At 51.1% G+C, this 14472-nt stretch carries 12 protein-coding genes; 6 read left to right on the top strand and 6 right to left on the bottom strand.

All coding sequences use genetic code 11. From position 1 onward, the window contains the following. Positions 1–60: 60 nt before the first annotated feature. The gene (locus ACE6F3_RS00575) at positions 61–279 is read left to right on the top strand and encodes a hypothetical protein (protein WP_010936910.1); all 219 of its coding nucleotides are present in this window, start codon (positions 61–63) and stop codon (positions 277–279) included. Here the strand turns inward: ACE6F3_RS00575 and mutS are convergent. After that, positions 276–2852: a DNA mismatch repair protein MutS gene (gene mutS, locus ACE6F3_RS00570; RefSeq protein ID WP_279115431.1), complete on the bottom strand. Its 2577-nt coding sequence runs from the start codon at positions 2850–2852 to the stop codon at positions 276–278. The two genes, ACE6F3_RS00575 and mutS, sit on opposite strands and share 4 nt — an antisense overlap. A gap of 157 nt (positions 2853–3009) precedes the next feature. Between mutS and ACE6F3_RS00565 the strand changes: the two genes are divergently transcribed. Next, a complete protein-coding gene (locus ACE6F3_RS00565; protein WP_278532725.1) occupies positions 3010–3825 on the top strand; it encodes a Cof-type HAD-IIB family hydrolase in 816 nt (271 codons plus the stop codon). Positions 3826–3836: 11 nt separating this feature from the next. Here ACE6F3_RS00565 and ACE6F3_RS00560 read toward each other — a convergent pair whose 3' ends face one another. Together ACE6F3_RS00560 and uvrC are read right to left on the bottom strand one after the other, a co-directional pair. Beyond that, positions 3837–4328, bottom strand: coding sequence for a GNAT family N-acetyltransferase (locus ACE6F3_RS00560; RefSeq protein WP_023652521.1), 492 nt, complete (start codon positions 4326–4328; stop codon positions 3837–3839). A 77-nt stretch (positions 4329–4405) separates the two neighbouring features. Further along, a complete protein-coding gene (gene uvrC, locus ACE6F3_RS00555) occupies positions 4406–6229 on the bottom strand; it encodes an excinuclease ABC subunit UvrC (protein WP_023652520.1) in 1824 nt (607 codons plus the stop codon). 166 nt (positions 6230–6395) lie between these two features. On the opposite strand from uvrC, the gene xerD reads away from it, so the two are divergent. From xerD to fusA, 4 genes are all read left to right on the top strand, one after another. Continuing rightward, positions 6396–7304 (top strand): site-specific tyrosine recombinase XerD, encoded by a 909-nt coding sequence (xerD, locus tag ACE6F3_RS00550; RefSeq protein WP_010936905.1) that lies wholly within the window; start codon positions 6396–6398, stop codon positions 7302–7304. 33 nt (positions 7305–7337) lie between these two features. Continuing rightward, on the top strand, positions 7338–7604 hold the full coding sequence (locus ACE6F3_RS00545; RefSeq protein ID WP_278532727.1) for a hypothetical protein: 267 nt from the start codon (positions 7338–7340) through the stop codon (positions 7602–7604). Between the two features lie 112 nt (positions 7605–7716). Further along, positions 7717–8274: a stage II sporulation protein M gene (locus ACE6F3_RS00540; protein WP_279115432.1), complete on the top strand. Its 558-nt coding sequence runs from the start codon at positions 7717–7719 to the stop codon at positions 8272–8274. Between the two features lie 79 nt (positions 8275–8353). After that, a complete protein-coding gene (fusA, locus tag ACE6F3_RS00535) occupies positions 8354–10405 on the top strand; it encodes an elongation factor G (protein WP_279115434.1) in 2052 nt (683 codons plus the stop codon). Positions 10406–10483: 78 nt separating this feature from the next. Here the strand turns inward: fusA and prmC are convergent, their stop codons facing one another. The 3 genes from prmC to acs form a co-directional block, all read right to left on the bottom strand. Continuing rightward, positions 10484–11317 carry a peptide chain release factor N(5)-glutamine methyltransferase gene (gene prmC / locus ACE6F3_RS00530; RefSeq protein ID WP_279115435.1) on the bottom strand — a complete coding sequence of 278 codons (834 nt, stop codon included), beginning with the start codon at positions 11315–11317 and terminating at the stop codon, positions 10484–10486. Then, positions 11317–12384 (bottom strand): peptide chain release factor 1, encoded by a 1068-nt coding sequence (prfA, locus tag ACE6F3_RS00525; RefSeq protein ID WP_278532729.1) that lies wholly within the window; start codon positions 12382–12384, stop codon positions 11317–11319. The genes prmC and prfA overlap by 1 nt, the downstream gene beginning before the upstream one ends. A 120-nt stretch (positions 12385–12504) precedes the next feature. After that, positions 12505–14463, bottom strand: coding sequence for an acetate--CoA ligase (acs, locus tag ACE6F3_RS00520; RefSeq protein ID WP_324664436.1), 1959 nt, complete (start codon positions 14461–14463; stop codon positions 12505–12507). Positions 14464–14472 lie beyond the last annotated feature (9 nt).

Below are 14472 nucleotides of genomic sequence, written 5' to 3'. Positions count from 1 at the left end.
CTGTTTCCGGCGGTATTCTGGCTGCGGAAATAAAAATAGCGGACATTCCGGGGGCATTGAATGCTTAGTAAAGGTGATATGGTTTCGGTTACTTACCGGGTAGGGTGGGACCAGTCCGGTCAGGCTATACTGGAGACACTTGAAGATTGTACGGTGGAAAAGTATAAAGACGGTATTCTGGTTGTAAGCTATGCTGTCAAGAAAGATGATGGTATAGAGATTATCAGCCGGACATTTGACGTTAATTCTCCGGAATTTGTCGGTACGGTAAACCTTTAAAGCCCCTGTTCTTCGGCCTTCTTTTTCAGTTCGTAAAGTTTGTTAAGAGCTGCAAGCGGCGTCAGAGATTCTATTTCCAGCCCTTTTATTTCCTCTGCCAGCGCCGAAGTCTGCTCTGTCAGGGGCAGCAGAAGCTGCGGCTGGCAGTTGCGGGTTTTCGGCTCTTTTTTAGCAGGATTTTCAAGTTCTGTAAGCACTTCGTAAGCCCGCTTTATAACCCACCCCGGCAGCCCGGCCAGTTTAGCTACGTGAATACCGTAACTTTTATCTACTCCGCCGGGGACTATCCTGTGCAGGAAAACCACTTCCCCCCGGTCTTCACTGACCGCAATATTGTAGTTTTTTACCCTGGGCAGATAGTTTGCCAGCTCCACCAGTTCGTGATAGTGGGTGGCAAAGAGCGTTTTGGCATGCAGTGAAGGCTGGGAATGGATATACTCCACAACCGCCTGGGCAATGGCCAGCCCGTCATAGGTGCTGGTGCCGCGGCCTATTTCGTCCAGTATCAGCAGGGAGCGGCTGGTGGCAGTATTCAGTATAGATGCTGTTTCCACCATTTCCACCATGAAGGTAGACTGCCCGGCACTCAAATCCTCTCTTGCCCCGATGCGGCTGAAAATACGGTCTGTCAGGCAGAGTTCGGCGGTTTCTGCCGGAACATAAGAACCTATCTGGGCCATCAGCACAATAAGGGCGGTCTGCTTAAGATAAGTGGATTTACCGGCCATATTGGGGCCGGTAAGGATAATTATCTGGCAGTCTTCGGCGGACAGGGAAATGTCATTGGCTACAAAACTGCCGTATCCCAGCCCCTGTTCCACCATGGGGTGGCGGCCTCTATGGATAACCAGGCTGTTTTCAGAGTGGAAGAGCGGGCGGACATAGCCGTTTCGTACCGCTACTTCGGCAAAGGCTGAAAGTACGTCTAAAGATGCCAAAGCGGCGGCGTTTGAGAGCAAAGCGGAGTAAAAGCCCCCCAGCTGGTTTAAAACCTGCTCGTAAAGCCCGGTTTCCATTTCCAGCAGGCGTTCTTTAGCATTCAAGATAAGGTTTTCGTATTCTTTCAGTTCGGGGGTTATAAACCTTTCGGCATTTACCAGTGTTTGCTTGCGGATATAGTTCTGGGGTATGTCAGCCAGATTGGCATTGGACACCTCTATGTAATACCCGAAAACCCGGTTATACCCCAGCTTCAGTGATTTTATGCCGGTCTGTTCGCGTTCACGGGCTTCCATCTGGGAAAGGAATGTCCGGGCGTCCCCGGCCAGAGAGCAGAGTTTATCCATTTCGGGGTTGAAACCTGCTCGTATTACCTTGCCTTCACCCAGGGTGGAGGGCGGGTCATCGGTAATAGCTTCGTTTACAATGTCCAGCATTTCGGGCAGGGGTTTAAGCCCGTTTAGAAAATATGCCAAACGGGGCGGCGGCATAAGCCCGAACTGGCGGTGAATGGAGGAAACAGTTTCCAAGCTGTTTTTAAGTGAAATCAGCTCCTTGGGGAGTATGGTTTTCTGGCGGATACGGTTGGCTATCCGCTCCATATCGGCAATCTGTCCCAGTGCTTTGGCAAGGCTGGCGCGTGCCAGACTCTCTTCAAAAAAATAATCCACCGCCGCAAGCCGCTTTTCAATATCTTCCTGCCGAAGCAGCGGCTGCCCTAAAAACTTGCGGAGAAGCCTGCCGCCCATAGCTGTTTTGGTCTGGTCAAGCACCCCCAGTAAAGACCCTTTGAGGGAGTTCCCGCCGCTTGAGCGGAAGATTTCCAGATTGGAAAGCGTATGGCTGTCTATCTGCATATAGTCAGATATAGTATAAGCGGCCAGCCTTTCCAGCTGCTTCAGGGATGATTTCTGGGTTTCCTCCAGATATTTAAGCAGAGCACCCGCCGCCGAAATAGCCAGCGGCAGGTTTTCACAGCCGTAAGCGGAAAGGTTCTGGCACTCAAAATGCTTAAGTAAACGTTCACGGGCTACGTCTGCTTCAAAATAGTATCCGTCCAGCTTGCTTATAGTGGCTTTCAGATGCAGTGGCAGGTTTAAGCTTTGGCTTTTAGGCAGTATTATTTCCGCCGGGTTCAGGCGGTTTATTTCGGCTTCCAGCCCGTTTATATCCAGCTGGGTACAGCCGAACTCCGAGGTGGATATATCCGCAAAGGCCAGCCCGCAGCTGTCTTCGGTCAGGTACAGGCTGAGCAGAAAATTGTTCTGTTTGCTCTCCAGCAGGTTCGGCTCAACTACCGTACCGGGGGTCACCAGACGGGTCACCTGCCTTTGCACTAAGCCCTTGGTTTCGCCCGGTTTGGTTACCTGTTCGCAAATGGCTACCTTGTAGCCGCGGTTTATAAGGCGGGAAAGGTAGTTATCCAGGGCGTGGTAAGGTATGCCGGCCAGCGGCACTTTCAGCCCTTTGCCCATTTCGCGGCTGGTAAGGACTATTTCCAGCTCGCGGGCGGCTATGCGGGCGTCTTCTTCAAAGGTTTCGTAAAAGTCTCCCAAGCGGAAAAAGACTATCGCTTCGGGGTAGTTCTTTTTTATATCCAGGTATTGTTTACGCAGGGGAGTTATATTTTCCATGAGCTTACATTTTAACTGCTTGGCGGCCTAAAGGGAAGTAAGGGCTGAAAATGTTCACTCTGCGGCGGGCGTATTTTTGTTATCTGTCCGGCAGTGATGTTACAATTGGCTTTCAGCTCTGGCTGTTAATCATTTATAAAACGCGGGGGGATTTAAATTGCCGGACTTTCAACTGGCTGTTATAGATGTGGACGGAACCCTGATAAACAAACAGGGCAGGATATCCGAGGCGGATAAAAAGGCTATTTCCCAGGCCAGGGAAAAGGGGATTACGGTTGCCCTGTCAACCGGCAGGGTCGTGCCTGCTTGCACCTATCTGCTGAAAGAACTGGGGCTAGACGGGTTTCATATTTTCTGTGACGGGGCGCTGGTGTACAACCCTGATACCTCCCAGACCTGCTATTCCCAGCCCCTTAGCTGTGAGCCCCTCCTTTCGGCTATTGATTTTGTACGGGAACAAAGTATTTATCTGGAACTTTATACTATACTGGACTATTACGTGGAGTATGAAAACTGGTCTGCCCAAATGCACCGCGAATTTTTCCATATTTCTCCCACGGTTACTGATTTTAAGAAGATAGCCTTGCGGCAGGACGTGCAGAAGATAGAGCTGATGGTACATAATACTGCGGAACGCAGCGGGGCGGAACTTTTTATGTCCCGTTTTGAAGATGATTTTCATTTCTCCATAGCCCGTGCTCCGGCTTATCCTGAAGTGGAGTTTGTAAATGTGCTTAGCCTGGGTGTTTCAAAGGGGCAGGCGCTTGAGAAAATGGCCGCCCAGATGGGTATTTCACTCAGGAATGTGATTGCTTTCGGGGACGGGAGCAATGATTTGCCGCTCTTCAGGGCGGCTGGTTTCGGGGTGGCAATGGGGAATGCCAGAGCCGAACTGAAGGAAATAGCAGATTACGTCACCTTAGATGTAGAAGAAAGCGGCCTTGCAGCCGCTTTCCGTAAGTTTCTTATTTAGATACAGGATATTTAGAAGGGCAGTATCAGGTTTCCGCCTTTTTCTGCCAGATAGCCCTCGGTTATTTCTTTGGCCATCAGCTTGTCAGTGGCTTCGCCGGTGGTATCTTTAATGCCGTGAAGTTCAGCCGGCAGAAAATCCAGATGCTTAAAAAACTCCGGGTTGCCGTGAGCCAGCAGTGCCCCTGTTTCCTGGGTTTTGCAGTTTTCCAGTATTTTGCGTACCAGCACCAGGGCAATGCCCCGCCTGACGTACTCCGGCATAACTACCAGCGGCATAAGGTACAAAACCGGCAGAGACGCTTCTTCAGATTCTATCTCAGCTTTTATAGCTACTGCCTTGCCCACTATCTTGCCGTCCCATACGGCTACTTCGTTAAATGCGGTCAGGTCTTCTTCTTCCAGTTTTTTAAACAGCACTCCCAGTATGGGGCTATTGGTAGCTTCAGTCAGGGCGGCTACCATTTCGGCATCTTCGGGGGTTTGAGTACGTATTTCCAGCATATAAACCTCTTACCGTTAGATTGAAACCTATTATACCACTATCAGGTAGTTGATTGCTTCTTTGTGGCAGCCTTTGTTTAGAGCAGTTCCTTAATAGACAGGGCAAGTGCCTGATTTATACCCTTTACCTGTGAAAGCTCATCAAGGCTGGCCTGACGGATACCTGAAACCGAACCGAATGTTTTGATAAGCAGGCGGCGGCGGCTTGGGCCGATTCCGGGAATCCCGTCCAGTGCCGAAGCCAGCCCTGATTTATGGCGGATATTCAGGTGATACCCCAGTGCAAAGCGGTGGGCTTCGTCACGCACCCGCTGAAGCAGCTGAAGGGCGGGGGAGTTGGCCGTAAGCCTGATGGGTTCGGATTTTCCGGGCAGATAGATTTCTTCAAATTCCTTAGCCAGACCTATTACGGCCTGCCCCTCAAGCCCCAGGGTGTCTAATGTTTCTTTGACCGAGCTTAATTGCCCTTTGCCGCCGTCTATCAGCATGAGTGAGGGCCGCCGGGCAAAACTTTCACCGGCATTGTCTTTGTTTAGCCTGCCGAAGCGGCGGCTGATGACTTCTTTGAGCATGGAAAAATCATCCGCGCCCTTTACGGTCTTAATGCGGAAACGGCGGTAATGGGCTTTCTGGGGTTTGCCGTTTTCAAAAACCACCATGCTGCCTACGGCATTGGTGCCCTGTATATTGGATATATCGTAGCCTTCTATCCGCTGCGGCGGCAGGGGCAGCCCCAGCGCGGTTTGCAGTTCCTCCAGCGCATCTGTCAGGGTAACGGCTGAAGACAGGTTTTTTATCCGTGCCTGTTTCAGCTGTTCCCTGGCATTTTCAGCTACTATATTTATAAGGTCCTTGGGCTGTCCCCGAAGCCCCGCCGTTATCTGCACTTTGCCACCCCGCCTTTCAGACAGCCACTTTTCCAGTATTTCGCGGTCTGAAAGCGGGTACTGGGTAACTATTTTGGGCGGTATCTGGGTGGAGGAGTGGTAAAACTGTTTTACAAATTCCGAAAGGATATCACCCGGTTTTTCTTCGCGGGTACCCTGCAGGCTGAAGCTTTCCCGCCCGATAAGTTTGCCCCGCCGGATAAAGAAAACCTGCACCATGGACAGGTCTCCTTCCTGGGCAAAAGCAATGGCGTCCTGTTCGCCGCTTACCCTGGCGGCCAACTGCTGTCCTTCAATCACCTCTTTTATAGATGATATCTGGTCACGGCGGAGGGCGGCGGTTTCATAATCCAGCCGGGCTGAAGCTTCGTTCATAAGCTTGGCAAGCAGCTTCAGCACCTTATCCTGTTTGCCCTCCAGAAAGAGTATGGCCTGCGAGATAAGGTGGTCATAATCCTGCTTGCTTATTTTGCCGGTGCAGGGCGAAAGGCACTGGTGGATATCGTATTCCAGACAGGGGCGGCTGCGTTTTTCCGGTTCGGTGCGGTTGCAAGAGCGAAAACGGAAAAGCTCTTTTAGCACCTGCAGGGTATGGCGGACGGAACGGGTGCTGGCAAACGGGCCGAAATACCTGCCGCCGTCATCTGCCATACTGCGGGTTATATATATACGCGGCCATTTTTCGTTTAAAGTTATTTTCAGGTACGGAAAACCCTTATCGTCCTTCAGGCGGACATTGAAATAGGGGCGGTGCCTCTTTATCAGGTTCAGTTCCAGTATCAAAGCTTCCTGTTCAGACCCGGTTATCAGGTATTCCAGTTCGTTTATCTGGCTGACCAGCTGACGGGTTTTGGGTTCAAGGCGGGAGGGGGGTACAAAGTACGATTTGACCCTGTCTTTTAAAACAGCCGCTTTGCCTACATAAATAATTTCTCCCTGGGCGTTTTTCATCAGGTAAACGCCGGGATTTTCGGGTAAACTGGCTATCTGGTTTTGCAGGGTTTCGCTTGGCATAGATAAATTGTAGCAACCGCAGCTCAGGTAAGCAAAGGGGCAGTAAAAAACGATATATTTTTTTCGGGGGGGAAATAAAGCTAAATCATTTTCGGGCGTATTTGACGGCGGCAAAAGTTATGTTACAATACATAAATAAAATTCTAAACGTTTAGCGAGGACTCTGATGCGTGATGATATACAAAGTTTTCTGAACTACCTTATGGTTGAAAAGGGGTTTTCAGAAAATACCACCGAAGCTTACGAGAATGATCTTCGCCAGATGATGACCTTTGCAGATAAAGAAGCCGCCAAGTCCGGCAAGATACCCGGCTGGGAAAACTTCACCCGCCAGACCATGCTGGCCTATATGCTGGACCTTAAGGAACGGAATTACGCTATAACTACGGTAGTCCGCAAAATGGCGGCCGCCAAGAGCTTTTTTAACTTCATGGTTGCCGAGGGCAAGCTAAAAGAAAACCCCACCGAAAATATCAGCACCCCCAAAGTGGGCAAGCCGCTGCCTGATGCCATCAGCATAAGCCAGGTCAGGGCTTTACTAAACCAGCCCGTCAAGTCTGGCAGTTCGGAAGCCAAGCGGGATAAGGCCATGCTGGAGCTTTTGTATGCTTCGGGTATGCGGGTTACCGAACTGGTAAACCTGAACGTGCTGGATGTAGACCTGAAAGAAGGTTTTGTGCGCTGTTTCGGCAAGGGGCGCAAAGAGCGGATGATACCCATCTATCCTCAGGCTGCCCAGAGCATACAGGAATATTTAACTGAAATCCGTCCCAATCTGGTGCGGGCTGAAACCGAAAAAGCTTTGTTTTTAAACAGGCGGGGAGACCGCTTAACCCGTCAGGGTTTGTGGCAGATTTTAAAGGGTTATGCCCGTGAAGCCGGTCTGGATGACGTGGTCACCCCCCACACCCTGCGCCACAGTTTTGCCACCCATATGCTTTCCGGCGGGGCAGATTTGCGTTCGGTGCAGGAGCTGTTGGGTCATGCCAATATTTCTACTACCCAGATATATACCCACCTTACTTCCGAGCATATAAAGCGGAGTTATGAAAAAGCCCATCCCCGGGCTAAATAGGCGTTCTAATATACAGGGAGGAACTTTCTAAAGATGTCTAAAAAACGCGGCGTAGGCAAACTGGCCTATCAAGATAAAAAGAATAAAACCACCCGGCAGCAGCCGGCTTCGGAACCGCCTAAGGCTGAAGCAGCGGGTATAAATAAAACCGAAAGTGCGGCTGCCGCACCAGTTACCCAAACTGCCAGGCGGGCAGTGCCTGTGCTGACTCCGCCTGAAATCGGCTCTGAGCTTAGGCTGGTGGGTGTACTGGCGGTGGTTATTGCAGCTGCCCTTGTAGTGCTTGCGCTGGTAATGTAGCGGCTTTAGCCTGAAAATGGCAGATACCTCATATCCGGACTTTCTGGTGGGCTACCTGCCTGAAAGGGCAGATACGGGTTTATTTAATCTCAAAAGCATGGTATAGGGTATTATGGACTATAAAAAGTGGCTTATTCTGGCGGCATCTATATTTACTGCCGGCATAATTACCGGGTTTTTTGCCCCGGCAGACCTGATTGAAGGCCAGCTGTCCGGGCTTGAGGAAACGGCTAATGCTTTAGAGGGGTTTTCCAGCCTGGGTGTTTTTCTGGCGATACTTCTTAAGAATGCACTTGTCTTCCTGATGGCCTTCGCCTTTGCCCCTGTCCTGCTTATATATCCTGTGGTCACTCTGTTTTTAAACGGCTGGATACTGTCGGCGGTGGGAGTTCTCTTTGCCAGAGAAGAGTCCCTGCTGGCGGTAATAGCCGGTATTATTCCCCATGGTATTTTTGAGCTAAGTGCCTTTGTGATAGCCCAGGCGGCCGCTCTCAGCTTCGGTGCTATGGTTATCAGTTCGGTATTCAGCCGGGATGCCCGTTCACAGCTTGGTGCTAATTTCCGCCAGAATCTGCGTTACCTGGGTCTGGGTATGGCTCTGCTGATACCGGCGGCGGCTATTGAGACCTTTGTCACCCCGTTTTTGCTCGAAAAAACACTTGGTATCTGACTTTAAAAATTTTCTTAAAACCTTGTTTACCGATATTTGTATGTTATAATTACTTAATTTTTATCGGTAGGTGAACTATATGACAAGTGTCAATCCGGGAAAGATACGGAATGTAGCCCTACTATCACACAGCGGTGCAGGCAAGACTTCTTTGTCAGAGGCTATGCTCTACAGCGCCGGGATACTGGGCAGGATGGGAAAGGTAGACGAAGGTACAACCGCCTCAGATTATGACCCAGACGAAATAAAAAAGAAAATAAGCATAAACCTGACCCCCATACCCTTGGTGTGGAAAGACTTTAAAATAAATGCAGTGGACACTCCGGGATACGCAGATTTTGCGGGAGAGGTACTAGCCGCCTTAAGGGTTTGTGAAGCGGCTGTGATAGTGGCTGCGGCGTCCTCAGGGGTGGAAGTAGGTACAGAACAGTCATGGAAGTATTGCGAGGCACAGAAAATGCCTCGCTTTATTTTTATCAACAAAATGGACCGCGAGAATGTCAGTTTCCAGCGGGTGATGGACAGTTTGCACAGCCATTTCGGTAACCGCTGCGTAGCCGTTCAGCTGCCCATAGGTTCATTTAAAGACTTTAAGGGTATAGTAGATTTGGTTAACCTTAAGGCTTATGCCGGTACGCCCTCGGCGGAAATAACGGTGCCTGAAGAACTGAAAGCCGAAATAGATACCCTGCGGGATAAACTGCTGGAGAGCGTGGCTGAAACAGATGACAGCCTGATAGAAAAATACCTGGGCGGAGAAGAGATAAGTCAGGATGAGCTGGTAACTGCCCTCAACAAGGCCATACTGGAGGGTAAGCTGGCACCGGTGCTGTGCGGCTCTGCCCTGGCAAACACTGCCATAGACCTTTTATGTGATGACATCTGCAAATATTTACCCAGCCCGCTTGAGCGTCTTTGCCAGACAGCCGAGGGTGAGGATATAAAAGTGGATGCCGAAGCACCCCTTTCGGTGCTGGTTTACAAAACTTCGGCTGACCCGTATGTGGGCAAACTGACTTACCTCAGGGTGATTACCGGTGTTTTGCATTCAAATTCGCAGGTTTGGAATATAAATAAAAATGCCCCCGAAAGGGTGGGGCAGCTGTTTTCACTTAGGGGTAAAACTCAGGAAACGCTAAATGAGATAGGCCCCGGCGATATGGGGGCGGTAGCCAAACTGACGGTAACCGCTACCGGGGATACTCTGGGTGTTCAGGGACATACCGCCCTGCTTTGCGGCTTTGAAATGCCTTTACCCAGCTACAAGGTGGCTGTTTTCCCCAAGAGCAAGGCTGACGTGGATAAACTGGGCAATGCTCTGGCCAGGCTCAGCGAAGAAGATTTGACCCTGCATGTGCATCGTGATGCGGATACCGGTGAGACTATTGCCGCCGGTTTGGGTGAGGCCCAGCTGGAAGTGATGGCGGAGCGGATGGGGCGCAAGTTTGGGGTGGCGGTTGATTTGGCTGCTCCCCGCGTGCCTTACCGTGAGACTATACTGGGTGCAGCCGGTGCGGATTACAAACATAAAAAACAAAGCGGCGGCCATGGCCAGTACGGTCATGTGGTTATCAAAGTAGAGCCGGGCAGCGGGATTGAGTTTGTAGATGCGGTGGTAGGCGGCTCTGTACCCCGCAACTTTATTCCGGCAGTTGAAAAGGGTATCCGTGAAGCCGCCCATGAAGGCCCGATGGCAGGTTATCCCCTGGTAGATGTCAAAGTAACGCTGGTGGATGGCAGTTCACACCCGGTGGACTCCTCTGAAATGGCTTTCAAGATTGCGGCCGCAGGGGCGCTGAAGAAAGGGCTGTCAGAGGCTCAGCCTGTCCTCCTTGAGCCCATTGAAAACATGCGGATTATCGTTCCCAAAGACTATATGGGGGCGGTTATAGGTGACCTGAATACCAAGCGGGCTCAGGTGCAGGGTATGGACACCGAGGGTGACGAGAGCGTAGTTATTGCCCAGGCACCGCTGGGCGAAGTCCAGCAATATGCCATAGATTTAAAATCCATCACCCAGGGACGGGGACATTTCAAGATGGATTTTGCCCATTACCAGCAGGTGCCAGCTCATATTGCCCAAAAACTGGTGGCTGACAGGCAGGTACAGATGGAAGCAGAAAAAGTTTAGTTTTTCAGGGTCTGGGATTTTTCAAGGGGGGCGAAAGCCCCTCTTTTTATTTAGAGGAATATGTTAGAAGTGCAGTTTTCAGGTGGGTAGGGTTATACCGGCTACTCTGGGTATGCCGGCATAATCAGGGCTTATCTCAACTGCCGCCTGAGGCAGGTACTCTTTTATATATTCGGCAAGTACTTCTGATTGGTGTATGCCTATTTCCAGCAGGGCTGTACCGCCGGGGCGAAGTTTCCCTGGTAAAACGGGTATCAGGCGGCGGTAGATATCCAACCCGTCTGCACCCCCGTCCAGGGCCAAGACAGGTTCGCCCTTAAGCAGCCCGGCTTCGGCGGTGGGTACATAGGGCAGGTTTGCCATTAGTATATCTACCATTTCGGGCAGGCTTTCCAGCAGGTCTCCCCGGTAAAACATAAGGCGCTTTTCCAGCCGGTATTCAGCGGCGTTATTCCGGGCTACTTCCAGAGCCTCTGCGGATATGTCAGTGGCATATACATAAGCATCTTTCAGCTCCAGTGCCAGCGTTATGGCAATAGCCCCGCTGCCTGTGCCGATATCTGCAATATAGGGGCTTTCATAACTGCGGGCAATCCGAAGGGCTTTTTCTATAAGGTGTTCGGTTTCAGGCCTGGGTATCAGCACCCGTTTATCCACCTGAAAGGTGCGGCCGTAAAACTCCTTTGCACCTGTGATATAGGCACTGGGCTCACCCTCAAGGCGGCGCTTTAGGGTTTGGAAATAGGCGGCTTCTTTATCCGGGTGTAGTTCCCGTTCCAGTTCCAGATGAAGCTGCACCCGGCTGATGCCCAGGGTATGCCGCAGGAGGATTTCAGCTTCCAGACGGGCTTCTTCCAGCCCGCTGTCCTCAAGGAGACCGGCGGCTTTCTGCCATGCCTCCCGGTATTTCATTAATCTTCGCCCTTTAGAAGTTCGGTCTGTTCGTGAGTAGCCAAAGTATCAATAATTTCGTCTAAATATCCTTCCAGTATGTGGGGCAGATTATGGGCGGTAAGCCCTATCCGGTGGTCTGTCAGGCGGTCCTGGGGGAAATTGTAAGTGCGTATTTTTTCACTGCGGTCTGCCTGTCCCACCTGGGCACGGCGGCTTTCAGTGCGTTCTTCGTCCACCTTGCTTTGTTCCAGTTCCATCAGTCTGGCACGCAGCACCGCAAAGGCCTTGTTTTTGTTTTTCAGCTGTGAGCGTTCGTCCTGACAGCAGACAACCAAGCCCGTGGGTATATGGGTCAGGCGGATAGCGGTAGCCACTTTCTGGACGTTCTGTCCGCCGGCGCCGCTGGAATGGAAGATATCCACCCTTACATCGTCCATATTTATATCTATGTCTACTTCCTCTACCTGGGGGAGGACAGCGACAGTGGCGGTAGAGGTATGGATACGGCCGGAAGCCTCGGTCTGGGGGACACGCTGTACTCGGTGGACACCCCGTTCATACTTCAAGCGGCTGAAAGCCCCTTTGCCGTTTACCTCAAAGACCACTTCTTTGATAATGCCGGCTACGTTGCCGTTTATGTCAATAACTTCGGTTTTCCAGTTTTTCAGCAGGGCATAGCGGGTGTACATTTTATACAGGTCTGCGGCAAACAGCCCGGCTTCGTCACCGCCTGTGCCTGCCCGTATTTCCATAATAATGCTTTTGTCATCATTGGGGTCTTTGGGCAGAAGCTCAAGGGTCATCTGGGTGTAGAGGTCTGCCATAGATTTCTCAAGGCTGGCAATCTCACTGCGTACCATGTCCTTCATATCTTCGTCTTTTTCGTTCTCAAGCAGGTTTTTGGCCTCTTCAAGCTCTTTGGACATGGCTTTATAGCGGCGGTACATTTCCACTTTGGTCTGCAAATCAGCCCGCTCCTGGGCCAGAGTACGCACCAGCCGGGCATCATTTATAACTTCCGGTTTGCTTATTTCTTCTTCAATTTCCCGGAAGCGTTTTTCGCAGTTTTCTAATCTTTCAAGCATTGTCCCAAACCCTTATTTCTTTGATGACAGTTAAAATATTAGCCTATAGCCAAAAATTTTACAAAAGATAGCGGGTACAGCCGAAACTGTACCCGCCGGATTGCCCTCTAAGACCGTATGCTAGTGTTTGTGGTGTTTGCGTGCCGCCAGCAGTTCGTCAAAAGCTGCTCTGGCCTCGTTTACCGAAGTTTCGTCATCAAGGGTGGTGGTATCACCAATGGGTACTTCGTTGGCAACGGCCTTCAGCAGGCGGCGCATAATCTTGCCCGAACGGGTTTTGGGCAGTTTTTCCACGAAGATAATCTCCTCCGGGGTGGCAATAGTGCCGATGGCGGTGCGGAGGTGGTGGGTAAGCTCTCTCTTTACCTCTGCTGAGGCTTCCACATCTTTCTTCAGGGTAACAAAAACCACAATAGCTTCACCCTTCACTTCGTCAGGGCGGGAAGCCACTGCCGCTTCGGCTACTGAACTGTGGCCTACCAAAGCATGTTCTAGTTCGGCGGTGCTTATGCGGTGACCGGCCACCTTGATAACTTCGTCAGCCCGTCCCAGCAGCCACAGATAGCCGTCTGAGTCCTTCATGGAGAAGTCACCCGGGCAGTACCAGCCGGGGAAACGGCTCCAGTAGGTCTTTTTATAAAGTTCATCCCCGTTATATATGCCCAGCATTATGCCCGGCCAGGGTTTGCGGATGGCAATAAACCCGGTTTCATTAGCCGGCAGTTCCTTGCCTTCGGCATCTACCACTACCGGGTCAACACCCGGCAAGGGCAGAGTGGCTGAGCCCGGTTTGAGCGGGAATGACTGGATGCCGGGGCAGGGGGTAATCATAAAACCGCCTGTTTCGGTCTGCCACCAGGTATCGGAAATGGGGCAGTTCTCATGGCCTATATTCTTGTAATACCATTCCCAGGCTTCGGGGTTAATGGGTTCGCCCACGCTTCCCAGCATTTCCAGAGTGCCAAGGTTGTGCTTGGCGGGCAGTTCCTCACCGTGGCGCATAAACATGCGGATGGCGGTAGGCGAGGTATAGAATATGCTTACCCCGTATTTATCAATAATTTCCCACCAGCGGTCTACCGAAGGATAATCTGGTGCTCCCTCGTAAATAACCTGGGTAAGACCCAGAGCCAGCGGGGCATAGACTACGTAAGTGTGGCCGGTAATCCAGCCTACGTCTGCCGTACACCAGAAGACTGATTCGTCAGTGGGTTTGAAAGCCCATTTAAGGGTATTGCAAGCCCAGACACCGTAACCGCCGGTGCCGTGCAGAATACCTTTCGGTTTGCCGGTAGTGCCGGAGGTGTACAGGATAAAAAGCGGGTCAGTGGAATCCATAGCTTCAGGGGCTACGTATTTGTCGGCATCTTTCAGCATATCATGAGCCCAGACGTCTCTGGCGGGGTCCATGACTACCTCGTGGCCGGTGTATTTGATAACCAGCACGTGTTCCACACTGGGGGTGGATTTTACGGCCTCGTCCACTATTTCTTTAAGGGGCAGTATTTTGCCGCGGCGGTGGCCTCCGCTGGCGGTCACAACCATTTTAGAGCCGGAATCATTTACCCTGTCTGCAATAGACTGGGAAGAAAAGCCGGAGAAGATTACGTTGTGGATTGCCCCGACCCGGTTGCAGGCCAGCAGGATATATACCATTTCGGGTATCATGGGCAGGTAGACAGTTACCCTGTCTCCCTTGCCTATGCCCAGCTTTTTCAGGACAGACGCATAGCGGTTTACGTTTTCGTAAAGGTCAGAATAGCTTATGGTCTGGGTATCTCCGTTTTCGCCTTCCCAGTATATGGCCACCTTGCTTTTGCGCCAGCTTTTGGCATGGCGGTCTACGCACTGGTAAGACATATTCAGCTTGCCGCCTACAAACCAGCGGGCATAAGGCGGATTCCAGTCCAGTACTTTTTCCCATGGTTTTTCCCATGAAAGCACGTCTGAATGTTTTGCCCAGAAACCCTCGGAGTCAGTAAGGGCACTGTTGTAGAGGTCCTGGTATCTTTTTAATGGCCAGAAATAAGTTTTGGTAGGCAGATTCTGGGTTTCAAACTTCTTTTCTTCGGTACTCATGTCTTTTCC

It is taken from the genome of Dehalococcoides sp. THU4, assembly GCF_043231265.1.
GTDB lineage: Bacteria > Chloroflexota > Dehalococcoidia > Dehalococcoidales > Dehalococcoidaceae > Dehalococcoides > Dehalococcoides mccartyi.
Note: the sequence above shows the minus strand (reverse complement) of the source record. Positions and strands in the feature narration are given on the sequence as shown.

Bases quoted from the DNA above. Each gene is read 5' to 3' on its own strand.
- fusA (WP_279115434.1), top strand. From the start codon at position 8,354: ATGACAAGTGTCAATCCGGGAAAGATACGGAATGTAGCCCTACTATCA.
- mutS (WP_279115431.1), bottom strand. From the start codon at position 2,852: ATGGAAAATATAACTCCCCTGCGTAAACAATACCTGGATATAAAAAAG.
- prfA (WP_278532729.1), bottom strand. From the start codon at position 12,384: ATGCTTGAAAGATTAGAAAACTGCGAAAAACGCTTCCGGGAAATTGAA.
- ACE6F3_RS00575 (WP_010936910.1), top strand. From the start codon at position 61: ATGCTTAGTAAAGGTGATATGGTTTCGGTTACTTACCGGGTAGGGTGG.
- xerD (WP_010936905.1), top strand. From the start codon at position 6,396: ATGCGTGATGATATACAAAGTTTTCTGAACTACCTTATGGTTGAAAAG.
- acs (WP_324664436.1), bottom strand. From the start codon at position 14,463: ATGAGTACCGAAGAAAAGAAGTTTGAAACCCAGAATCTGCCTACCAAA.
- ACE6F3_RS00540 (WP_279115432.1), top strand. From the start codon at position 7,717: ATGGACTATAAAAAGTGGCTTATTCTGGCGGCATCTATATTTACTGCC.
- prmC (WP_279115435.1), bottom strand. From the start codon at position 11,317: ATGAAATACCGGGAGGCATGGCAGAAAGCCGCCGGTCTCCTTGAGGAC.
- uvrC (WP_023652520.1), bottom strand. From the start codon at position 6,229: ATGCCAAGCGAAACCCTGCAAAACCAGATAGCCAGTTTACCCGAAAAT.
- ACE6F3_RS00545 (WP_278532727.1), top strand. From the start codon at position 7,338: ATGTCTAAAAAACGCGGCGTAGGCAAACTGGCCTATCAAGATAAAAAG.
- ACE6F3_RS00560 (WP_023652521.1), bottom strand. From the start codon at position 4,328: ATGCTGGAAATACGTACTCAAACCCCCGAAGATGCCGAAATGGTAGCC.